The sequence below is a fragment of the Leucobacter holotrichiae genome (assembly GCF_055791005.1).
Window position 1 is genome coordinate 49492 of the sequence record NZ_JBVUAC010000011.1, and the last position, 21359, is coordinate 70850.

Annotated in this window: 17 protein-coding genes and 1 pseudogene; 14 read left to right on the forward strand and 4 right to left on the reverse strand. The window is 69.1% G+C overall.

Features of this window, described 5'->3' with window-relative positions; all coding sequences use genetic code 11:
* The first annotated feature begins 100 nt into the window (after nucleotides 1–100).
* The 4 genes from AC0KXF_RS13130 to msrA all read left to right on the forward strand — a co-directional run bounded on the left by AC0KXF_RS13130 (nucleotide 101) and on the right by msrA (nucleotide 6178).
* A complete protein-coding gene (locus tag AC0KXF_RS13130) occupies nucleotides 101–1150 on the forward strand; it encodes an acyltransferase (protein ID WP_473109604.1) in 1050 nt (349 codons plus the stop codon).
* Nucleotides 1151–1265: 115 nt separating this feature from the next.
* Entirely contained in the window at nucleotides 1266–4775 is a 3510-nt protein-coding gene (dnaE, locus tag AC0KXF_RS13135) for a DNA polymerase III subunit alpha (protein ID WP_473109644.1), read from the forward strand.
* A gap of 30 nt (nucleotides 4776–4805) precedes the next feature.
* On the forward strand, nucleotides 4806–5654 hold the full coding sequence (nadE, locus tag AC0KXF_RS13140; protein ID WP_473109605.1) for an ammonia-dependent NAD(+) synthetase: 849 nt from the start codon (nucleotides 4806–4808) through the stop codon (nucleotides 5652–5654).
* Entirely contained in the window at nucleotides 5651–6178 is a 528-nt protein-coding gene (msrA, locus tag AC0KXF_RS13145) for a peptide-methionine (S)-S-oxide reductase MsrA (protein WP_223043721.1), read from the forward strand. Before nadE ends, msrA begins: the two co-directional genes overlap by 4 nt.
* Nucleotides 6179–6247: 69 nt before the next feature.
* Here the strand turns inward: msrA and ssb are convergent, their stop codons facing one another.
* Nucleotides 6248–6817 (reverse strand): single-stranded DNA-binding protein, encoded by a 570-nt coding sequence (gene ssb / locus AC0KXF_RS13150; protein ID WP_223043722.1) that lies wholly within the window; start codon nucleotides 6815–6817, stop codon nucleotides 6248–6250.
* Nucleotides 6818–7136: 319 nt separating this feature from the next.
* On the opposite strand from ssb, the gene AC0KXF_RS13155 reads away from it, so the two are divergent.
* The 3 genes from AC0KXF_RS13155 to AC0KXF_RS13165 all read left to right on the forward strand — a co-directional run bounded on the left by AC0KXF_RS13155 (nucleotide 7137) and on the right by AC0KXF_RS13165 (nucleotide 10016).
* Complete coding sequence (locus AC0KXF_RS13155) at nucleotides 7137–7625, forward strand: DUF6993 domain-containing protein (RefSeq protein WP_473109606.1); 489 nt, start codon at nucleotides 7137–7139, stop codon at nucleotides 7623–7625.
* 156 nt (nucleotides 7626–7781) lie between these two features.
* A complete protein-coding gene (gene ettA, locus AC0KXF_RS13160) occupies nucleotides 7782–9461 on the forward strand; it encodes an energy-dependent translational throttle protein EttA (RefSeq protein WP_473109607.1) in 1680 nt (559 codons plus the stop codon).
* An 87-nt stretch (nucleotides 9462–9548) separates the two neighbouring features.
* Nucleotides 9549–10016: an acyl-CoA thioesterase gene (locus tag AC0KXF_RS13165; RefSeq protein ID WP_473109608.1), complete on the forward strand. Its 468-nt coding sequence runs from the start codon at nucleotides 9549–9551 to the stop codon at nucleotides 10014–10016.
* A 20-nt stretch (nucleotides 10017–10036) separates the two neighbouring features.
* On the opposite strand, the gene AC0KXF_RS13170 is transcribed toward AC0KXF_RS13165, so the two are convergent.
* The gene (locus AC0KXF_RS13170; protein ID WP_473109609.1) at nucleotides 10037–10906 is read right to left on the reverse strand and encodes an acyl-CoA thioesterase; all 870 of its coding nucleotides are present in this window, start codon (nucleotides 10904–10906) and stop codon (nucleotides 10037–10039) included.
* A gap of 67 nt (nucleotides 10907–10973) precedes the next feature.
* Between AC0KXF_RS13170 and AC0KXF_RS13175 the strand changes: the two genes are divergently transcribed.
* From AC0KXF_RS13175 to AC0KXF_RS13205, 7 genes and pseudogenes are all read left to right on the forward strand, one after another.
* On the forward strand, nucleotides 10974–11621 hold the full coding sequence (locus AC0KXF_RS13175; protein WP_473109610.1) for a DUF8185 domain-containing protein: 648 nt from the start codon (nucleotides 10974–10976) through the stop codon (nucleotides 11619–11621).
* 88 nt (nucleotides 11622–11709) lie between these two features.
* Nucleotides 11710–11958: pseudogene (gene rpoZ / locus AC0KXF_RS13180) on the forward strand (DNA-directed RNA polymerase subunit omega); the annotation flags it as partial.
* 274 nt (nucleotides 11959–12232) lie between these two features.
* Nucleotides 12233–13432: a methionine adenosyltransferase gene (gene metK / locus AC0KXF_RS13185; protein WP_473109611.1), complete on the forward strand. Its 1200-nt coding sequence runs from the start codon at nucleotides 12233–12235 to the stop codon at nucleotides 13430–13432.
* Nucleotides 13433–13438: 6 nt separating this feature from the next.
* Nucleotides 13439–15640: a primosomal protein N' family DNA-binding protein gene (locus AC0KXF_RS13190; protein WP_473109612.1), complete on the forward strand. Its 2202-nt coding sequence runs from the start codon at nucleotides 13439–13441 to the stop codon at nucleotides 15638–15640.
* A 230-nt stretch (nucleotides 15641–15870) separates the two neighbouring features.
* On the forward strand, nucleotides 15871–16785 hold the full coding sequence (locus tag AC0KXF_RS13195) for a methionyl-tRNA formyltransferase (RefSeq protein WP_473109613.1): 915 nt from the start codon (nucleotides 15871–15873) through the stop codon (nucleotides 16783–16785).
* The gene (locus AC0KXF_RS13200) at nucleotides 16782–18290 is read left to right on the forward strand and encodes an RsmB/NOP family class I SAM-dependent RNA methyltransferase (protein WP_473109614.1); all 1509 of its coding nucleotides are present in this window, start codon (nucleotides 16782–16784) and stop codon (nucleotides 18288–18290) included. Before AC0KXF_RS13195 ends, AC0KXF_RS13200 begins: the two co-directional genes overlap by 4 nt.
* A gap of 69 nt (nucleotides 18291–18359) precedes the next feature.
* Nucleotides 18360–19766 carry an MFS transporter gene (locus AC0KXF_RS13205; protein ID WP_473109615.1) on the forward strand — a complete coding sequence of 469 codons (1407 nt, stop codon included), beginning with the start codon at nucleotides 18360–18362 and terminating at the stop codon, nucleotides 19764–19766.
* Between the two features lie 77 nt (nucleotides 19767–19843).
* Here AC0KXF_RS13205 and AC0KXF_RS13210 read toward each other — a convergent pair whose 3' ends face one another.
* Together AC0KXF_RS13210 and AC0KXF_RS13215 are read right to left on the reverse strand one after the other, a co-directional pair.
* Nucleotides 19844–20722 carry a DNA-3-methyladenine glycosylase family protein gene (locus AC0KXF_RS13210; RefSeq protein ID WP_473109616.1) on the reverse strand — a complete coding sequence of 293 codons (879 nt, stop codon included), beginning with the start codon at nucleotides 20720–20722 and terminating at the stop codon, nucleotides 19844–19846.
* Nucleotides 20719–21348, reverse strand: a complete 630-nt coding sequence (locus tag AC0KXF_RS13215; protein WP_473109617.1) for a DNA-3-methyladenine glycosylase I — start codon at nucleotides 21346–21348, stop codon at nucleotides 20719–20721. Before AC0KXF_RS13215 ends, AC0KXF_RS13210 begins: the two co-directional genes overlap by 4 nt.
* Nucleotides 21349–21359 lie beyond the last annotated feature (11 nt).

The window sequence follows — 21359 nt, forward strand, 5'->3', positions numbered from 1 at the left end:
CTTTCCGGTGGGTCGGGCCTGACGTGCCAGCGCCGCCGCCTCAGTGCGCCGCAGCGGGGCGCTGAGAAGACGCTGATCCGGTCTGGTTAGCATGAGGTGGATGAGGAGCGCGAACGATCGATCCGGACGCATCCGCTATCTCGAGTGGCTGCGGGCCATCGCCATCGTGGCGGTGGTGGTGATCCACGCCTCCATCACCGAGTGGCACCAGTTGCCCCCGGAGGGCCCTCGGTGGGAGGCGCTGAACTGGATCAACAGCCTGCTCCGCTTCTGCGTGCCGGTCTTCTTCATGATCTCGGGAGCCCTGTTCCTCGCACCCGAGCGCGAGTTGAGCCTTCGCGCCCTCTGGCGCAAGAACATTCCCCGGCTGGTCGTCGCGTTCGCCTGCTGGTCGCTGTTCTTCGCCCTGATCGAGGTCTACGGGCCGAACGGCATCCGGGATCCGGGCGAGCTCGCCCGGCGCTTCTTCACCGGGCACTTCCATCTCTGGTTCCTATTGGCTCTCATCGGGCTCTACATGTTGCTGCCGTTACTGAGAGCGATCACGAGGGATCGCGTCATCGCCTGGTACTTCGTCGCCCTGGCGGGAGCCTTCGCCTTCCTCTTCCCGTTCCTCGAACTCGTGCCGGGCGCCGGCGAGGTGCTGAGCGAGGTGCTCGGCACCATGCGCGTGCAGCTGGTGCTCGGGTACTCCTCCTACTTCGTGCTGGGCTACCTGCTGAGCACCGTCGAACCGAGGCGAGCGCGGCTCCGGTGGATCGCCGCGGCGGGCGCCGTCGGAGCGCTCGGCATCGGGGTCGGCACATCGCTCGTCTCGCGGGCCGAGGGGACCTCCGACGAGCTGTTCTTCGACTTCCTCACGCCCGGCGTCGCGCTCGTGTCAGTGGCGGTCTTCTGTCTCGCGCGGGCGTGCTGGGGCGACTCGCGGGGGCGCTTGCCGCGGGTCGCCGGAGCGCTCGCCGCGAACTCGATGGGGATCTATCTGGTGCACCCCTTCTTCCAGTGGGTCTACAAGCAGTTCGGCCTCACCACGGAGATCGCGCCCGTGCTCGTGTCGGTACCTCTGCTGGCGACGCTCGTGATGATCCCGAGCCTCGCGGTCGCGGCGCTGCTGCGACGGGTGCCTGTCGCGGGGCGGTTCCTGGCGTAGGGCGTGGTGCTCGCCGTCAGTGGTGCGCGGTACCCTGGAGGGGTCGGCGAAAGGGGCTCATCCGGTGTCTGAGAAAGACGGTTTCGTACACCTGCACGTGCACAGCGAGTACTCGATGCTCGACGGTGCGGCGCGAGTGGGGCCGCTCATGGACGCAGCGGTGGCGCAGGGGATGCCCGCTATCGCGGTCACCGACCACGGCAACACCTTCGGCGCCTTCGATTTCTGGAAGCAGGCGCGGGATCGCGGCCTCAACCCGATCATCGGCATCGAGGCCTATCTGACTCCGGGCACGCACCGCTCGGACCGCACGCGCGTGCGGTGGGGCGACGGCGCGGGCGACGACGTGTCCGGCGCAGGGGCGTACACCCACATGACCATGCTCTCCGAGAACACTCAGGGCATGCACAACCTCTTCCGGCTCTCGAGCTACTCCTCGATGGAGGGGTACTACTTCAAGCCCCGCATGGACCGTGAGCTGCTGCAGACCTACGGCAAGGGCATCATCGCCACGACGGGGTGCCCCTCGGGCGAGATCCAGACCCGTCTGCGGCTCGGTCAGTACGACGAGGCGGTGAAGGCCGCCGCCGAGTTCCAGGACATCTTCGGCAAGGAGAACTTCTACTGCGAGCTGATGGATCACGGCCTCGACATCGAGCGCCAGGTGCAGTCAGACCTCATCAAGATCGCGCGCGACCTGAATATCCCGCTCGTCGCCACGAACGACCTGCACTACGTGCACGAGGCCGATGCGGAGGCCCACTCGGCGCTGCTCTGCGTGCAGTCGGGTTCGCGGCTCGACGATCCGAACCGGTTCCAGTTCAACGGCTCGGGCTACTACCTCAAGAGCGCCGCCGAGATGCGGCACATCTTCCGCGACTACCCCGATGCGTGCGACCACACCCTCGAGATCGCCGAGCGCTGCAGCGTCGAGTTCAACACCTCCGCCAACTACATGCCCCGCTACCCGGTGCCCGAGGGCGAGACCGAGGACAGCTGGTTCGTGAAGGAGGTCGAGAAGGGCCTGCACTACCGCTACCCGAACGGTATCCCCGACGAGGTGCGCAAGCAGGCCGAGTACGAGATCGGCGTGATCACCCAGATGGGGTTCCCGGGGTACTTCCTCGTGGTCGCCGACTTCATCAACTGGTCGAAGGACAACGGGATCCGCGTGGGCCCGGGCCGCGGCTCCGGCGCGGGCTCGATGGTCGCGTACGCGATGAGGATCACCGATCTCGATCCGCTGCAGCACGGACTCATCTTCGAGCGCTTCCTCAACCCGGATCGCGTCTCGATGCCCGACTTCGACGTCGACTTCGATGATCGTCGCCGCGGCGAGGTCATCAAGTACGTGACCGAGAAGTACGGCGACGAGCGCGTCGCCCAGATCGTCACCTACGGCACGATCAAGTCGAAGCAGGCGCTCAAGGACGCGTCGCGCGTGCTGGGCTTCCCCTTCGGCATGGGGGAGAAGCTCACGAAGGCGATGCCGCCGGCGGTGATGGCGAAGGACATCCCGCTCTCGGGCATCACCGACCCCGACCATCCGCGGTACAAGGAGGCGGCCGAGTTCCGCGCCGTGCTGCAGGAGGACCCGGACGCGAAGAAGGTGTACGACACCGCGCTCGGCCTCGAGGGACTGAAGCGCCAGTGGGGCGTGCACGCGGCCGGCGTGATCATGTCGAGCGATCCGCTCATCGACATCATCCCGCTGCAGAAGCGCGAGCAGGACGGCCAGATCGTCACGCAGTTCGACTACCCGACCTGCGAGGGCCTCGGGCTCATCAAGATGGACTTCCTGGGGCTGCGCAACCTCACGATCATCTCCGACGCCCTCGAGAACATCCGGCTGAACCGCGGCGAGGAGCTCGATCTCGAGCGGCTGCCGCTCGACGACGCCGCCTCATACGAGTTGCTTGCCAGGGGTGACACGCTGGGCGTGTTCCAGCTCGACGGCGGCCCGATGCGCGGTCTGCTGCGCCTCATGAAGCCCGATAACTTCGAAGACATCTCGGCCGTGCTGGCGCTGTACCGGCCGGGTCCGATGGGCGCCGACTCGCACACCAATTACGCGCTGCGCAAGAACGGCCTGCAGGAGATCACGCCGATCCACCCCGAGCTCGAGGAACCCCTGAAGGAGATCCTCAGCACCACCTACGGCCTCATCATCTACCAGGAGCAGGTGATGTCGATCGCGCAGAAGGTGGCCGGGTTCTCGCTCGGCCAGGCAGATATTCTGCGCCGCGCCATGGGCAAGAAGAAGAAGGCGGAGCTGGACAAGCAGTACGAGGGCTTCTCCGGCGGCATGAGGGAGCGCGGCTACTCCGATGCTGCGATCAAGGCGCTGTGGGACATCCTGCTGCCGTTCTCCGACTACGCGTTCAACAAAGCGCACTCCGCGGCCTACGGCGTGGTCAGCTATTGGACCGCCTACCTCAAGGAGCACTACCCGGCGGAGTACATGGCGGCTCTGCTCACGAGCGTGGGCGACTCGAAGGACAAGCTGGCGCTCTACCTCAACGAGTGCCGACGCATGGGCATCAAGGTGCTGCCTCCGGCCGTCAACGAGTCGTTCGCCAACTTCTCGGCCGTGGGGGACGACATCCGCTTCGGCCTCGGCGCCATCCGCAACGTGGGCGGTCACGTGGTCGACGCGATCAGGGAGGCGCGAGAGACGAAGGGAGCCTTCGAGAGCTTCCACGATTTCCTCAAGAAGGTCGCGATCGCCGCTCTCAACAAGCGCACCATCGAGTCGCTCATCAAGGCGGGCGCCTTCGACGGCCTCGGAGGCACGCGCCGCGCGCTCGTGGAGATCCACGAGCAGGCCATCGAGAGCGCTGTGAAGGAGAAGCGCGCCGAGGAGAAGGGCGACGTCGGCTTCGATTTCGACAGTCTTTTCGCCGAGGCCGCCGAGGATGCGGGGGAGCCGGTCGACACGGTCTCGCAGGTGCCGGATCGCCCGGAGTGGACGAAGAAGGACAAGCTGTCGTTCGAGCGCGAGATGCTCGGCCTCTACGTCTCGGATCATCCGCTGCGCGGGCTCGACGTGGCCCTCGCGAAGGAGGCGAGCGTGACCGTGCAGCAGATCACGAACCCCGAGAACAGCGCGACCTACGACGGAGAGATCGTGACCGTCGCGGGGCTGCTCACGAGCGTGCAGCACCGCACCGCGAAGTCGGGCAACCTCTACGGCATGGTGACGATCGAGGACTTCACGGGTGAGGTGCAGGCCCTGTTCATGGGCAAGTCCTACCAGGAGTTCGGCAGCCTGCTGCAGCCCGACAGCATCGTGGCGATTCGAGGCAAGCTGAACTCGCGCGACGACGGCATGTCGATGCACGCCTACGGAGTGAAGCCGATCGATGCCGGTGTGCAGGATGACGCGACCTCTCTTGCGCTGACGCTCTCGGAGGCGCGCGCGACGGAGCCGCTGATGCACGAGCTGAAGTCGACGCTGCGGCGCCATCCCGGCGACAGCGAGGTGCGGCTCAGCCTGATCACGCCCCACGCAGTGAGAATCTTCGAGCTCCGCGAGCAGGTGCGCATCACCTCCGATCTTTTCGGCGAGCTGAAGGGTCTGCTCGGTCCGCGCTGCCTCGTGCCATTCGAGGAACTCGTCATGTAGCCGTCACACTCGCGGAGTATGGTGGGGAGCATGGGCGATACGCAGCAGCAGATCATTCGTGAGCTCGGGGCGGTGCCGGAGATCGATCCGGCGGCGGAGGTGGAGCGCCGGGTGGCGTTCCTCGTCGACTACGCTCGGTCGGTGCCGGGCTCTCGAGGCTTCGTGCTCGGCATCTCGGGCGGACAGGATTCGACGCTGGCGGGAAAACTGGCGCAGTCGGCGGTCGAGCGTCTGCGTGCGGAAGGCCGCGACGCCGAGTTCATCGCGGTGCGACTGCCCTACGGCGTGCAGCAGGACGAGGACGACGCGCAGCTGGCCCTGCGTTTCATTCAGCCGGATCGTGCGGTGACGGTCGACGTCGCACCCGCGGTCGACGCTCTGTCGTCGGCGGTGTCGACCGGTGCGGGGGAGCCCGTCAGCGACTTCAACAAGGGAAACGTGAAGGCCCGCATGCGCATGGTCGCGCAGTACGCGATCGCCGGCGACCGCCGGCTGCTCGTCATCGGAACCGATCACGCTGCGGAGGCCATCACCGGTTTCTTCACGAAGTTCGGCGACGGTGCGGCCGACGTGGTGCCGCTGTCCGGACTCACGAAGGGACAGGGCGCCGAGATGCTGCGGCAGTTGGACGCGCCGGAGCGCCTCTGGAAGAAGATTCCGACCGCCGATCTGCTCGACAGCGAACCCGGTCAGTCCGACGAGTCGAGCCTCGGGGTGACCTACTCCGAGATCGACGCCTATCTGCGCGGCGAGGCGGTGCCGACGCGGGTAGCGGAGAACCTCGAGGGCCGGTACCGCGGCACGGAGCACAAGCGTCGCTTGCCGGTCGGCCCGCAGGACACCTGGTGGAGCGAGTCGGATGGAGGGAACGCATCATGAGTACCACGACCTTCGTGCTCGCCGGCGGCTGCTTCTGGTGCCTCGACGCGGCCTACCGCGCCCTGCGGGGAGTCACCGAGGTGGTCTCCTGCTACACGGGTGGCACCGTTTCCGATCCGAGCTATGAGCAGGTCTGCACCGGCACCACCGGTCATGCCGAGGCCGTGGCCGTGACCTTCGACGAGAGCGTCATACCGGCGGACGTGATCCTCGACGCGTTCTTCACGATGCACGATCCGACGCAGCTGAATCGGCAGGGTGCGGACGTCGGTACGCAGTACCGATCTGCGATGTTCCCGGCGGACGAGGCTCAGCGCCGACTCTTCGAGGCGGCGAGGCAGCGGGCCTCGGAGATCTGGCCCGGCGAGGTGGTGACCACGATCGAACCGCTCGGCGAGGTCTATCCCGCCGAAGAGCATCACCAGGATTTCTTCGCGAAGAATCCCACGCAGGGATACTGCCTCGCCGTCGCGGCCCCGAAGGTCAACAAGGTGCGCGCGGCGTTCTCGGAATACCTGCGCTGACCCGGAGTGCCGGCGTTTTCTCGGGGTGCCCGAGCTGACGGCGCCGGCACCCCGGGCACACGATGGCTGTCACGCGGCCAGCGGTAGGAACCCGTCCTCGCCGAACCTCTGAGAGGCGTCGTTCCCACCGGTCTCCGCTGTCGCATCCGGATCGCCCGAGGACCCACCCCGCGATCCCTCCGCATCTGTCCGAAGGGGGTTCTCATCCGAGTCGCCGGCCGAAGCGGATAGGGTCGGCTCTTCCCGATCGGGGGAGTTCTCGACCGAGGCACCGGCGCTCGAGCGCGGCTGCTTCTCGAACTTGGAAACGCCCCAGCGGAGATCGTGGCCGAGCGCGTCGGCATCGATCTCGACCGACGTTCCCGATTTCTCCTCGGTCGCCCACTGACGCACGCGCATGCGGCCGTTGACGACGACGCGATCTCCCTTCTCGAACGAGCGCTCGGCATTCTCCGCGAGCGAGCGGAAGGCGTTGACGGTGAACCAGTTCGTCTCGCCGTCGATCCACTGGTTCTTCTCGCGGTCGTATCTGCGCTCCGTGCTCGCAACCCGGAAAGTGCAGAACGCGGCTTTCGCGGGGGACTTGGTGAGGCGGGGGTCGGTCGCGATGGTGCCGACGACGCTGACGGGAGTGGACATGATGTGCTCCGTTCGTGAGGCCCGATTCGGGCGAGTGCGTGGACGAGTCGGTGAATCGGACCGGTGCAGCGATCTGATCCGCCTCTCGGCATCCAGCCTGGGGCATGGCTGGGGCGCAGGGAGGCCGTTCGGGCAATTTGTGGAGAAGTGCTCGCGATTCGCTGAGAACACGCGAATGTGAGCGAAGCACTCGGGCCAAGTCGGCCGCTCGATCGCTCGGCTGCTCGGCCACTCGGCTGCTCGCCTGCTCGCCTGCTCGCCTGCTCGGACGTCCGTTCGACTCGGCGAGTGCGCAGGGAGCGCTGCATAAACTGAGGGAGTGCCTTTTCCCTTGCCATCCTCCGGCCGCCTCGCCGCGGTGCTCGGCGCGATCGCACTCAGCTCGGTAGTGCTGACGGGCTGCTCGCTGCTCGAGGGGCCGACCCCTGAAACCCCGAAACGGGAGGCGCCGGAGCCGCCTCCCTCGGCCCCGGAACTCGTGCCCGACGGCAGCGCGGCAGACAACCTTCCCTACTTCACCGAGGTGCTCCGCGCCTTCTCCACGGGAGACCAGCCCGTGCAGGGCGTGCCGGTCGTGGACGCGGTGGTCGACGCGGGTTTCGACAAGAGCCTCATGCAGGTCAGTTTCGACGAGTCGAAGACCGGTCTGGCGGCCGACAGCATCTTCGTGTCGGTGCGCATCGGCGCCGATTGCCTCATCGGGCAGGTGGTCGCGGAGGACCGCAGCTTCGTCGCGGAGGCGAAGCCGGCCGTCGGCCCCGCCCAGGATATCTGCCTGATCGGGAACACGCGCCCCATCGACTGGTGATCGCGCGTCGAGGCAGTCGAGGCAGCGGAGCACGTCTCAGTGCTCTACCGCAACGCCGGGTCGCCCGCGTGTCGGAGGCGGGCGATAGAGTAGTGGCGATCCGTTTCATCCTCAGGACGCAAGGAGTTCGGGGCGCTCTCGCGCCCGAGAAAGCATATGGCTGAGTACATTTACCAGATGGTTCGCGCCCGCAAGGCGGTGGGCGAGAAGCTCATTCTCGACGACGTGACGATGGCGTTCCTGCCCGGCGCCAAGATCGGCATGGTCGGCCCGAACGGTGCGGGCAAGTCGACCATCCTGAAGATCATGGCCGGTCTCGACACCCCGTCGAACGGCGACGCCGCGCTCGCCCCCGGCTACAGCGTCGGCATCCTGATGCAGGAGCCGGAGCTCGACGAGTCGAAGACCGTGCTCGAGAACATCCAGGAGGGCATCGCCATCAAGGCGAAGGTCGACCGCTTCAACGAGATCTCGGCGCTCATGGCCGAGCCCGACGCCGACTTCGACGCGCTGCTCGGCGAGATGGGCGTGCTGCAGGAGGAGATCGACGCGGCCGACGGCTGGGATCTCGACAACCAGCTCGAGCAGGCGATGGACGCGCTGCGCACGCCCCCGGGCGACGCCGAGGTGAAGCATCTCTCGGGCGGTGAGAAGCGCCGCGTCGCGCTGTGCCGCCTGCTGCTGCAGAAGCCCGACCTCCTCCTGCTCGACGAGCCCACCAACCACCTCGACGCCGAGAGCGTGCTGTGGCTCGAGCAGCACCTGCAGAAGTACCCGGGCGCCGTGATCGCGATCACGCACGACCGGTACTTCCTCGACAACGTGGCCGAGTGGATCGCCGAGGTCGACCGTGGCCGCCTCATCGGCTACGAGGGCAACTACTCGACCTACCTGGAGCAGAAGGCCGCGCGACTCGAGGTCCAGGGCAAGAAGGACCAGAAACTGCAGAAGCGCCTCAAGGAGGAGCTCGAGTGGGTGCGCTCGAACGCGAAGGGTCGCCAGGCCAAGTCGAAGGCGCGTCTGGCACGCTACGAGGAGATGGCGGCCGAGGCCGAGCGCACGCGCAAACTCGACTTCGAGGAGATCCAGATCCCGGCGGGTCCGCGCCTCGGCAACGTGGTCATCGAGGCGAAGAACCTCGAGAAGGGCTTCGGCGATCGCAAGCTCATCGACGGCCTCTCGTTCTCGCTGCCGCCGAACGGCATCGTGGGTGTGATCGGCCCGAACGGCGTCGGCAAGACCACGCTGTTCAAGACGATCGTCGGCCTTGAACCGCTCGACGGCGGCGAGCTGAAGATCGGCGAGACCGTGCAGATCAGCTACGTCGACCAGAACCGCGCCAATATCGACCCCGAGAAGAACCTCTGGGAGGTGGTGAGCGACGGGCTCGACTTCATCACGGTCGGCAAGACCGAGATCCCCTCGCGCGCCTACGTCTCGAAGTTCGGCTTCAAGGGTCCGGATCAGCAGAAGAAGGCCGGAGTGCTGTCGGGCGGTGAGCGCAACCGCCTCAACCTCGCGCTGACGCTGAAGCAGGGCGGCAATCTGCTGCTGCTCGACGAGCCGACCAACGACCTCGACGTCGAGACCCTGCAGTCGCTCGAGAACGCGCTGCTCGAGTTCCCCGGCTGCGCCGTGGTCATCACGCACGACCGGTGGTTCCTCGACCGCATCGCGACGCACATCCTCGCCTATGAGGGAACCGAGGAGAATCCGGCGAACTGGCACTGGTTCGAGGGCAACTTCGAGGCGTACGAGGCGAACAAGATCGAGCGTCTCGGCGCCGAGGCCGCCAAGCCCTCGCGCGTCACCTACCGCAAGCTGACGCGCGACTAGCATCTGCCTCGAGAGGCGGATTTCCCCCGTCCGATCTCCGGATGTGCGGCGAAGTCCGCCTCTCGGCCCCTATCGAGAGGAACGACCATGGCACGCGTGCACGTTGACATGGAGCTGCGCTGGGGCGACCAGGACGCTTACGGTCACATCAACAACGTGACCTACGCCCGGTACCTCGAGGAGGCGCGCGTGCGCACCTTCGAGCTCGGTTCGGCGCGCGAGCGCACGGGCATGGAGCATCAGTTCCGCGGAGAGGGGCCTCAGCCCCTGAAGACGCTGGTCGCGAACCAGCAGATCGAGTTCCTGCGGGTTCTGGAGTATGCTGCGCAGCCCATCACGGTCGAGCTGTGGGTGGGGAAGCTCGGGGGGTCGAGTCTGGAGATCCACTACGAGGTCATCGACGGCTCGCACGCGGAGCGTACCGTGGCGGCGCGTGCGATCACCACGCTCGTGGTCGTCGACGGGAGTACTCTGAAGCCCGTGCGCCTGAGCGACGAGGGGCGCGCCTCGGTGGAGCCCTGGACCGACGAGCCGCTGCGGATGCGGCGGGGCTGAACCGCGGAGCCCGTGCTCTCCTACGTCGTCTCGGGGAGCCGGATCATGCTCTCCTGCGAAACGCTCGCCACCAGCTCGCCGTCGCGGTTGTAGAACCGGCCGTGGGTGAGCCCTCGCCCGCCCTGAGAAGTGGGTGACTCGAGTTCGTAGAGCAGCCACTCGTCGACGCGGAACGGCCGGTGGAACCACATGGCGTGGTCGAGACTGGCGGCCCGCATCCCCGGCGTGGCCCACGGGATACCGTGCCGCCGCGCGATCGGCTCGAGCAGCAGGTAGTCGCTCGCGAACGCGAGCGCCGCGCTCTGCAGCAGGGCGGGCGCGTCGAAGGTGTCGCGGCTGCGCATCCACACCCGCTGGCGGCTGACCCGCTCGGCGACGTCGAGCACGATGTCCGACTCGACGTATCGGAAGTCGAAGGGCCGGTTCAGCATCCACGAGGCTCGCCCGCCGCTACCCAGGTGGCCGTACTTCTCCCAGATGCTCGGCAGTGACTCCGGCTCGGGCAGCCCGGAGAGGTCGGCGGGCTCCTGGTGGTCGAGACCCGGCGCGTCCTCCTGGAAGGAGGAGATCATCGACATCAGCACCTCGCCGTTCTGATACGCCTGCACGCGGCGCGTGGAGAAGGAGCGGCCGTCGTGGAGGCGGGCGACCTCGAAGGTCATACGCTCCTCGCTCTCCCCGGGTCGCAGGAAGTAGCCGTGCATGGAGTGCAGCAGCCGATCCTCGGGGGCCGTCGCGCCGGCCGCGGCGATCGCCTGGCCGAGCACCTGGCCACCGAAGGAGCGGCCGTGCGGCGTGGGGAAGGCGGGGCCCGTGAGAATGTCCTCCCGGGTGCGCGCCCCGGAGTCGAGAACCGAGAGCATGTTGAGCAGGTCTGGGAAGGCAGTCATGGTTCCTCCTGTCGGCAGCTCAGCTGCGGGTCTGTTCCACCTTATCGGCCCCGCTAGGCTGGGGTGAATGGCTGCCATGCTTTCCCTCGCCGACCACGCGACTCGCGACGACCTGCGCATCTTCCTGGAGCGCCTGCTGCGTGCGGGGGAGGCGGAGGTGCGGATCGCCTCGCGGGGGAGCGCGCTCGCCGTTTACGGGTGCACGCAGGCGCCGAGGGGGATCACCGATCCGGTTCCCGTCGTGCTCGTGATGCGAGCATTCGCGCTGGCAGAGGAGCCGGACGCCGCCGTCGAAGCCACGGTTCAGGCGAGGGCGCTGCTCGACCGCATCGCGAGGCTCGGGATCACGGGCCTCGCGCTCGAAGTGCCCGATGTCACTGCCATGGCTGCCTGGGCGGGCGTGCTGCCGCCGGTCGCCGGATGGAAGCCCACGGCCGCGCTCGACGCGGGATCGCTCGCGAGGGTGGCCGAGGAGGGGATCGCGCGAGTGAGCGCGGCGCTGCCGCAGAACCCGGGGGAGGCCGTCGTGCAGCGCGTGCGGACCTCGGTATGGGGCTCGGAGATCGCGCCCGGTCTTCCGGCGGCCGCGGCGTTCGCAGCCGAAGTCATGGGGTTTCTGCGAGACGAGGATCGCGTTTTGATGTCGCGTTCGCTCACCTGGACGAGGCTCACGTCGGGTAGGGGGCACGTGCTCGTCCGATCGCTGCTCGGTTGAGCCCGCAGCGGTTCGGACCCCCCCCGTCCTCTCAGCGAAAATCACGTTCCTCGGCTAAGATGATCAGGTCAACTAGAGGAGTGTGTACATGGCCAACCCCAACGGCATCATCGATCCGCCCATCGACGATCTGCTCGAGAAGGTGGATTCGAAGTATGCTCTGGTGATCTTCGCCTCGCAGCGCGCCCGCCAGATCAACGATTACTACACGGATCTGCACGACGGCAATCTGTTCGACAATGTGGGGCCGCTCGTCGACTCGTCGGTCGACGACAAGCCGCTGTCGATCGCGCTGCACGAGATCGTCGAGGGCAAGATCGTCATGAACGAGCGCTCGGAGAGCGCCGTCGAGATGCTCGACGAGGCCTCGGCCGATGCTGCCGCCACGGTCGAGCAGGCACTCGAGACGATCGACCCGGCGGACTCCCCGGCGGAGTAGAGCACGACGCGGCGGGTGCGACCGCGAGACCCCGTCCGTTTCTTAACCGGGCGACATCCCCGCATCAATGTCAGTGGCGTCGGATAGCCTCAGCGCAGCAGCCTGAGCATCCGACGCCACTGGCATGTTCGGCGATCCCCGCCCACACCATCCCACGAGAAGGAGGCCCACCGTGAGCCTGCGCCAGTTCACCTCCGAGTCCGTCACCGAGGGGCACCCCGACAAGATCTGCGACCGCATCTCCGATTCGATCCTCGACGCCATGCTCGAGCAGGATCGCGGGGCCAGGGTGGCCGTGGAGACCCTCGTGACCACGGGACTCGTGCACGTGGCGGGCGAGGTCTCGACCTCGGGCTACGTCGAGATCCCCCAGATCGTGCGCGACACCGTGCGCGAGATCGGCTACACGAGCTCGGAGATGGGGTTCGACGCCGCTTCGTGCGGGGTGTCGGTGTCCATCGGCCAGCAGTCCCCTGATATCGCGGGCGGGGTCGACTCCTCGCTCGAGGTGCGCAGTGGCGAGGTCGCCGGTGACGGCGACGACCTGAGCCGCCAGGGTGCCGGCGATCAGGGCATCATGTTCGGCTTCGCGACCGACGAGACGCCCGAGCTGCATCCGCTGCCGAGCTGGATCGCGCACCGCATGGCCGAGCGCCTCACCGAGGTGCGCAAGAGCGGCGCGCTGCCCGAACTGCGCCCCGACGGCAAGACGCAGGTGACGATCGGCTACGAGGGCGAGCGCGCGGTCAGCGTCGAGGCCGTGGTCGTGTCGACCCAGCATCACGCCGACATCTCGCAGCGGGCGCTGCAGGACGCGGTCGAGCGTCTTGTGGTTCGCCCCGTGCTCGAGCGCGTGGAGCTCGCGAGCGATGCCGCGAATCTGTTCATCAATCCCGCCGGCCCCTTCGTGGTCGGCGGCCCGATGGGCGATGCCGGGCTCACCGGCCGCAAGATCATCATCGACACCTACGGCGGCGCGAGCCGTCACGGCGGCGGTGCGTTCAGCGGGAAGGATCCGTCGAAGGTCGACCGCTCGGCCGCCTACGCGATGCGCTGGGTCGCGAAGCACGTCGTGCGCGCCGGCCTCGCGAAGCGCGCCGAGTTGCAGGTCGCATACGCCATCGGCCGGGCCCACCCGGTCGGTCTGTACGTCGAGACCTTCGGCACCGAGACGGTGCCCCGCGAGCGCATCGAGTCCGCGGTGCGCGAGGTGTTCGACCTGCGCCCGCTCGCGATCATCCGCGACCTCGCGCTGCTGCGCCCCGTCTACGCGAAGACCAGCGCCTACGGGCACTTCGGGCGGGAGCTGCCCGAGTTCACCTGGGAGGCGACGCCGCGGGTGGCCGAACTGCGGGCCGCTGCCGGGGTGTAGGCCGTCGTGAGCGCGGCAGATGCGGGCGAGGAAGCCGCCGCACCCGCCGAGCGGGGTGCGGCGTTCGAGCGTGCCGAGGCGGCGAACGGCCGCCCGGTCGCCAGGGTGCTGCTCGACTCGGCGCTGCCGCAGCTCGATCACCTCTTCGATTACGCCGTGCCGCCGGAGCTGGCCGACGAACTGCGTGTCGGCCAGCGTGTGCGGGTGCCCTTCCGGTCGAAGGACCGCCGCAGCTTCGGCTACGTCATCGAGTTCGCCGAGCGCAGTGATTTCGGCGGTGAGCTGTCGGCGATCGCCGACATCGTCACGCCGGTTCCGCAGCTGACGCCGGAGGTGTGGCGGCTCGCGAGGGCCGTCGCGGATCGCGCGGGCGGCTCGGCTGGTGACATCCTGCGCCTCGCGATCCCGACGCGCCAGGTGCGGGTCGAGAAGAAGCACCTGGCTCGAACTGCGCCGGCCGAGCCCGTCGAAGCCGCGTCTGTCGACGCCGCGGTGGTACCGACCCCCGCAGAACCCGCCCCCGCAGAACCCGCCCCCGCAGAACCGACCCCCGCAGAATCCGCCCCCGCAGAAGCTGCGCCCGTCGAAGCCGTCGCGGCGCCGACCCACGCTGATCCGGCAGTGGAGCCGACCCAGCCCGCGCCGGAAGATGGGATCGCAGCGGCTCTGATCGACGGCGCCAGGCTCGCGCTCACCTCGTCTCACGGTCCCGAGCGCCTGCACACGGGTGAGTGGGTGGGGGGCTGGGCCGCCCAGCTGGCGCGGCTCGCGATCGCGGTGCACGCTCGCGGGCGCAGCGCGATCCTCGTCGTACCCGACTATCGGGATCTCGATCAGCTGCGAGACGCACTGGCGGCGCTCGGGCACAGCGATGCGGTGCGGGTCGACTCGCGACAATCGAATGCTGAGCGCTACGCCGGATTCCTCAGGGCGCTCGACCCCGAGCCTCGCATCGTGCTCGGCAACCGGTCGGCCGTCTACGCGCCCGCGCACCGGCTCGGCGCCATCATCCTGTGGGACGACGGCGATCCGGTGCTCGCCGAACCGCTCGCCCCCTACGTGCACGCCCGTGACGCCGCCCTCGTGCGCGCCGGGCAGTCGGGCGCGGGGCTCTTCTTCGCGTCTCACGCTCGCAGCTCCGAGGTGCAGCGGCTCGTCGACATCGGCTACGTGCGCGCCCAGCAGAACCCGCCGCGGCGCACCCGCATCGTGCACGCCGACGCATCGATGACCCCCGACGCTTTCGCGGGGCGCGTGCCCGAGTTCGCGGCTCGCACGATCAGGGAGGGGCTGCGCCACGGCCCGGTGCTCGTGCAGGTGGCGACCCCGGGATACGCCCCGGTCGCGGTGTGCACCGAGTGCGGCGACCTCGCCCGCTGCAACGCGTGCGGCGGTCCCATCGGGTTCCGCGTGGTCGGCCGGGCGTCGTGCCGCTGGTGCGGCGAGCACGCCGAGGGGTGGCGCTGCACGACCTGCGACGGCCGTCGTCTCGAGGAGCGCGGCATGGGATCCGGTCGAACGGTCGAGCAGTTCGAGCGCCAGTTCGAGGGTGCGCGTGTGATCCTCAGCGACGGTGAGCACCCGAGAGAGCTCGTCGACGCGCGGCCCGCCCTCGTGGTCGCGACCCGAGGCGCCGAGCCGCTCGCGGCGGGCGGATACCGGGCCGTCGTGCTGCTCGACGCGGAACGGCTGCTGAGCCTCGAGACGCTGCGGGCCGGCGAGGACTGCCTGCGCTGGTGGGAGAACGCGGCCGCGCTCGCAGGCCCCGACGGCATCTGTCTTATGGCTTCAGGAGGCGGGCCCGTCGTGCGCGCGTTCGTCACGGGACGCGCCGAGGAATGGCTGCGGACCGAACTGCGGGATCGCCACGCCCTCCGGTACCCGCCCGCCGTGCGCGTGGCCAGCGTCAGCGGCGGCCCCGATGAGGTCGAGCGCGCGCTGCGGCAGATCGCAGATCTGCCGGGCGTGGATCACCTCGGCCCGACCCCGATCCCTCCGGGCGGCGCGGCGAAGACGCCTCCGGGCCTCGTGCGCGCGATCGTGCGTTTCGATTATGCGCAGGGCGCGGAGGTCGCGAGCCGATTGCGGGGCGCCCTCGTGGCCGACGCCGCGGGATCCTCGTCGCGCACCCGCGGGCGGGCGCCGGGCAGGGCCCGGCCCGAGGCCTTGAGACTCCGCTTCGATGACCGCGGCGTGTTCGACGGGTAGGGATGGCCCGGCTCCGTCATTCAGGGAGGAGATCGCGATCTGTGCGGGTGATGTCCGGCGGAAACGCCCGCGTGGACGAGGAACTCCTACTTGGACGGCGCTGGGTGCTGAGCGGTACAGGGTGCTGCGCGGTACAGGATGCTGAGCGGTACAGGGCGCTAAGCGGTAGAGGGGGGTGAGCGGAGCACTCCGAGTGTTGGAGGATGCCGCCGGGATGAGAGAATGGACGGATGCGGATCGTCTTTGCCGGAACCCCGGAGTTCGCCGTACCCAGCCTGCACGCTCTCGCTGAAGCGGGGCACGAGGTCGCCGGCGTCATCACGCGCGAGGATGCGCCCCTCGGGCGCAAGCGGGTGCTCACCCCCTCGCCGGTCGGGGTCGCCGCGGCCGAGCTCGGGATCCCGATCCTCAAGGCGAACCGCCTCGACGAGACAGCGACCGAGTGGGTGCGGCGCCTCGCCCCGGAACTGGGGGTGATCGTCGCCTACGGCGGTCTGGTGCGGGAGCCGCTGCTGAGCCTGCCCGAGCACGGCTGGATCAATCTGCACTTCTCGGAGTTGCCGAGGTGGCGCGGAGCGGCGCCGGTGCAGCGAGCGCTGCAGGCCGGTGAGCAGCGGCTGGGAGTGACGGTCTTCCGGCTGGTCGCGGCTCTCGACGCCGGCGATGTGCTCAGTCGCGACTCCCGTGAGTTCGAGCCGGGCACGCCCGCGGGCGACGCGCTCACGTCGCTCGCCGAGTTCGGCACGGACGCGCTGCTCGCGGGGATCGACGCGCTCTCGGCGGATCCGGGCGCGGGCGAACGCCAGACGGGCGAAGCGACCTACGCGCACAAACTGGTGCGCGACGACGGTCGGCTCGACCTCGCGCGCCCCGCGCGCGAGGTGCTCGCGCAGTGGGCGGGGGTGACACCCGAACCGGGGGCCTTCGTGATGCACGACGGCCTGCCCCTGAAGCTCCGCGAGATCGCTTGGGCGGCCGCTGAACCGCCGATGCCCGTCGGATCGGTCAGCCTCATCGACGGGCGCGCGATCCTGCGCCTGACCGGCGGGTCGCTCGTGCTCGATCGCGTGCAGCCCGCGGGCAAACCGGCGATGGAGGGCGCAGCTTGGCTGCGCGGTCGCGGAGGAAAGGCGGAATTGGCATGAACGCGAACGGAACGCAGGGCCCGCGACGCGGGCCCCGACCCGGCTCCCGCGATCACCACCGGCGGGGGCAGCAGAGGCACACGCCGCCGAGCCGGGTCAGCCCGGCCCGCATGGTCGCCTACGACGTGCTGCGCGACGTCGACGACCGCGACGCATACGCGAACCTCGCGCTCTCCGCGAGGATCCGCGAGGCCCGTCTCGACAGCCGCGACGCCGCGCTCGCCACCGAACTCGCCTCGGGTGCGCTCCGGTGGCGCGGGCGCTACGACCGCATCATCGAGCTCGCGGCCGACCGTGACGCCGAGCGCATCGACTCCCGTACGCTGAACGTGCTGCGCCTGGGAGCGCACCAGCTGCTCTCGATGCGCACCGCGGATCACGCGGCCGTCAACGAGAGCGTCGAGCTGCAGCGCCGCGTGGGAAACCGAGCAGCCGACGGTTTCGTGAACGGGGTGCTGCGGGCGATCGGCCGGGCCTCGAACACCGAGTGGGACGAGCGGATCACCGCGGCCTCCCGGAGCGAGGACGACGCGCTCGCCGCGACGACCTCGCACCCGGCCTGGGTGCTGCGCGCACTGCGCGACGCACTGCGTGCAGAAGGGCGGCAGCACGAGCTCGCCGATCTGCTCGCCGCCGACAACGTGTCCCCGCGCGTGAGCCTCGCGCTGCTGCCGGGGGCCGACATCGACGCCGAGACCGCCGAAGCGCTCAGCATCGATACACGCAGGGAGGAGGCAGCGCTCACCGCGAGCGGGCCGTCTCCGCTCGGGCTCGAGCTGACCGGAGGCGATCCCGCGCGCGCCATCGACGCCCTCGAGCTCCCGGCCGGGGCGGTGCGGGTGCAGGACCAGGGATCGCAGCTGGCCGCGCTCGCGCTCAGCCGCGCGCGCGAGCCCCGGGTGGGGGAGCGGTGGCTGGACCTCTGCGCGGGCCCCGGTGGCAAGACGGCGGTGCTCGCGGCCGAGGCCGCACTCTCGGGAGCCGTACTGCGGGCCAACGAGGTCTCCGAGCACCGAGCGGCGCTCGTGCGGCGCTCGGTCGAGGCGCACGCCGACGCAGTGGAGATCGTCTCTCACGACGGACGCGACGACGCGGCGTACGGCGGCTCGGACGCCCGCTTCGACCGGATCCTCGTGGACGCGCCCTGCTCCGGCCTCGGCGCGCTGCGCCGCAGACCCGAGGCGCGCTGGCGCAAGCGCCCCTCCGATCTCCCCGAGCTCACCTCTCTGCAGGCCGAGCTGCTCGACACGGCCGTCGCGCACCTTGCCGAGGGCGGCCTGCTGGCGTACGTGACCTGCTCGCCGCACCTCGCGGAGACGCGGGTGGTGGTGGATCGGCTGCTGCGCCGCCACTCCGAACTCCGCGAGATCGACGCCGGAGCGGTGCTCGACCGCGTCGTACGCGCGCCGCTCGACCTGGCGGGCGACAGGCCCAGCGCGCAGCTCTGGCCTCATCGGCACGGCACCGATGCGATGTTCGTCTCGCTCTTCGAGCGCGCGTCCTGATCCTCCCGGATTCCGTCTGCCTCCTCCGGGGGCTCGCAGAATGTCGGCGGGTCCCCGTACCCTGATTCCATGACCGACGCGCCCCCTTCACCCGCACCGACCGGCCCGGCCGGGCACCCCTTCGTGCCAGCCGGCGGTATGCGGGTGTTCCTGCACCTGCTGGTGAACACCGCCGTCGCGAACCTCACCACCAACTTCCTGTGGTTCGCGCTCGTGTTCTGGGTGTACATCGAGACCCGCAGTATCCTCGCCACGGGGGTCCTGGGCGGCGCGTACATGCTCATCATCGCGTTGAGCTCGATGTACTTCGGCAGTCTCGTGGATCGCTTCCGCAAACTGCGCGTCATGCGGCTGTCCGCGTGGATCTCGCTGCTCGCCTTCCTCCTCGCGGGCGGCATCTTCCTCGTGCTCGGAGAGCCCGCGCTGCTCGATCTCGCCACGCCCTGGTTCTGGCTGTTCGCCGTCGTAGTGCTGGTCGGCTGCGTCGTGGAGCTGTTGCGCAACCTCGCACTCTCGACCACGGTGACGCTGCTGGTGCCGACGGAGCGCCACGCCAATGCCAACGGTCTCGTCGGCACCGTGCAGGGGCTCGCGTTCATCGCCACGAGTGTCTTCAGCGGCCTGTCGGTGGGGTTGCTGGGCATGGGGCCGACGATGCTCATCGCGGCGGTCTGCACCGCCGTGCCGCTCGTGCACCTGCACCTGATCCGCGTGTCAGAGCCCGAGATCGTGCATGACCCCGATCGCAAGGCGGTCGACTTCCGCGGAGGCTTCCTGGCGGTGCTGGCCGTGCCGGGGCTGCTCGCCCTCATCGTATTCACCACCTTCAACAACCTCACGGGCGGCGTGTTCATGGCGCTGCTCGATCCCTACGGGCTGACGCTCTTCCCGGTCGAGATGTGGGGGATCTGGTTCGGCGTCGCCTCGACGGGTTTCGTGGTCGGCGGAGCGGTCGTGGCGAAGTGGGGGCTGGGCAGGAACCCGATCCGCACGATGCTCATCCTCGTCGCTCTCACCGGGGTGATCGGCGGGTTCTTCACGTTGCGGGAGTGGGGTTGGCTGTTCGTCGTCGGCATCTGGCTGTTCATGATCCTGATGCCCGCGGTCGAGGCGGCCGAGCAGACCGTGATCCAGCGCGTCGTGCCATACGAGAAGCAGGGCCGCGTGTTCGGGTTCGCCATGACCTTCGAGGCCGCCACGGCGCCCATCACCTCGTTCCTCATCGCTCCCATCGCGGAGTTCTGGATCGTGCCCTACATGGAACGCCCCGCGGGGCAGGACCGATGGGGGTGGCTCCTCGGCGAGGGAGACGCGCGGGGTATCGCCCTCATCTTCCTCTTCGCGGGGCTGCTCTCGATCGCGCTCGCCGTCGGAGCGGCGCTGACGCGCTCGTATCGGATGCTGTCGCGCAGTTATGCCGAGCAGCCGGCGGGGGCGTCGGAACTGCCGGGCGCATCGAGCGCCGCGTCTTCCTGACCCCGGGGCTCCTTCCGGCGGGATCCGGATCCCACCAGGCAGACGCCCCCCGGTACGAGCGAATGCGGGATCCGGGATCAGAGGGACCGCGCCCAGAGCCGAGAGGCTGCGTAACTGCGGTACGGACTCCACGATTCGACGCGCGCAGCGTCGGCACCCGGGCCGGATGCGGCCAGGGTGCGGCGCAGCACGGCGTCCGTCACGGGGAACGCGTCCGGGTCCGCGCCCGCGCGGATCGCGAGATAGTCCAGGGTCCACGGCCCGATACCGCGGACCCTCTGCAGATCGGCACGTGCCGGCAGCGCTGCGCTGTCATCCGCCTCGGAGAAGAGCACGGCCACCTCGTGCACCGTGCGTGCTCTGGCCCCGGTGAGCCCGACCGCCGCACGCAACTCTTCTATGGGCGTGGCGGCGAGGATTCCCAGCGAGGGGAAGCACCGGAGCCCCGAGTTCTGGTTGCCCGCGGTCGGGTGGAAGCCGTAGGCGGCGACGAGCCGGGTCGCGAAGCGTCGCCCGGCGGCGAGGGTGACCTGCTGGCCGAGCACGGTGAGGATGACCGCTTCGAACGGGGCGTGGAATCGGGTGATCCTGATGCCCGGCCGCGACGCGACCTGCTCGGTGAACACCGAGTCCGCGCCGAGGTGGACGTTGACGGGCGCGAGATCGATGTCGAGATCGAACCAGTGCCGCACCAGTGAGACGATCTCGGCGTTGACGCCCGCGTCATGGGTCGCTGTCGCTATGGTCGCGCCGCCCGCGTCGAGGCGCACGACGACCTTGTGCGTGTCGCCGTGGACGTCGATCCAGCGGGCCAGCCGCGCCGCGCCGAGGTCGACCCGGTGCAGGCCGTCGACGGCGTGCGCGGCGAGGGTGCCGAGCGCGGCGTGATGGTCGAAGGGGCCGTTGGCGTCGATCCTGATCTGCGAGACGGCTCTCGTGCGGGCCCCGCCGCTCATGCGGGCCAGACGCCGGAGGAGCCGCGGCGGTGCGAGCCGACGAGGTGGGTGTCGATGATCCCGATCGCCTCCATCAGCGCGTACATCGTCGTGGGGCCGACGAACGCGAACCCTTCCTTGCGCAGCGCCCTGGACAGCGCCACGGACTCGGGCGATTTCGTAGGGATCTCCGCGAACGTGCGCGGTGCAGGCGTCTCGGCGGGTTGGAACGACCAGACGAACTCGGCCAGCCCGCCCTTTTCGCGCAGCCGGATCGTCGCGTTCGCGTTCGCGATCGCGGCGAGGATCTTCGCCCGGTTCCGCACGATCCCCGGGTCGGCCATGAGTCGTTCGATGTCAGTCTCCCCGTAGCGTGCGACCCGCTCGGGGTCGAACTCGTCGAACGCGGCGCGGAATGCGGGCCGCTTGCGCAGGATCGTCGCCCACGACAGGCCCGCCTGGAACGCTTCGAGGCTGACGCGCTCGTACACCCCCTGCTCATCGCGGACGGGCATGCCCCACTCGGTGTCGTAGTAGTCGCGCAGCATCGGGTCGACGCTCGCCCAGACAGGGCGCGCGAGCCCGTCCTCGCCGATGACGATGCCGGTATCGTCGGTGGATGCGTCGGGGGGAGTCGCAGGGGTCACACCTGAAGCCC

Coding starts and splice junctions, on each gene's coding strand:
- AC0KXF_RS13170 (WP_473109609.1), bottom strand. CDS start 10,906: ATGACTGCCTTCCCAGACCTGCTCAACATGCTCTCGGTTCTCGACTCC.
- dnaE (WP_473109644.1), top strand. CDS start 1,266: ATGCTCGACGGTGCGGCGCGAGTGGGGCCGCTCATGGACGCAGCGGTG.
- ettA (WP_473109607.1), top strand. CDS start 7,782: ATGGCTGAGTACATTTACCAGATGGTTCGCGCCCGCAAGGCGGTGGGC.
- msrA (WP_223043721.1), top strand. CDS start 5,651: ATGAGTACCACGACCTTCGTGCTCGCCGGCGGCTGCTTCTGGTGCCTC.
- AC0KXF_RS13205 (WP_473109615.1), top strand. CDS start 18,360: ATGACCGACGCGCCCCCTTCACCCGCACCGACCGGCCCGGCCGGGCAC.
- AC0KXF_RS13175 (WP_473109610.1), top strand. CDS start 10,974: ATGGCTGCCATGCTTTCCCTCGCCGACCACGCGACTCGCGACGACCTG.
- nadE (WP_473109605.1), top strand. CDS start 4,806: ATGGGCGATACGCAGCAGCAGATCATTCGTGAGCTCGGGGCGGTGCCG.
- AC0KXF_RS13200 (WP_473109614.1), top strand. CDS start 16,782: ATGAACGCGAACGGAACGCAGGGCCCGCGACGCGGGCCCCGACCCGGC.
- AC0KXF_RS13165 (WP_473109608.1), top strand. CDS start 9,549: ATGGCACGCGTGCACGTTGACATGGAGCTGCGCTGGGGCGACCAGGAC.
- AC0KXF_RS13210 (WP_473109616.1), bottom strand. CDS start 20,722: ATGAGCGGCGGGGCCCGCACGAGAGCCGTCTCGCAGATCAGGATCGAC.
- AC0KXF_RS13130 (WP_473109604.1), top strand. CDS start 101: ATGAGGAGCGCGAACGATCGATCCGGACGCATCCGCTATCTCGAGTGG.
- AC0KXF_RS13195 (WP_473109613.1), top strand. CDS start 15,871: ATGCGGATCGTCTTTGCCGGAACCCCGGAGTTCGCCGTACCCAGCCTG.
- ssb (WP_223043722.1), bottom strand. CDS start 6,817: ATGTCCACTCCCGTCAGCGTCGTCGGCACCATCGCGACCGACCCCCGC.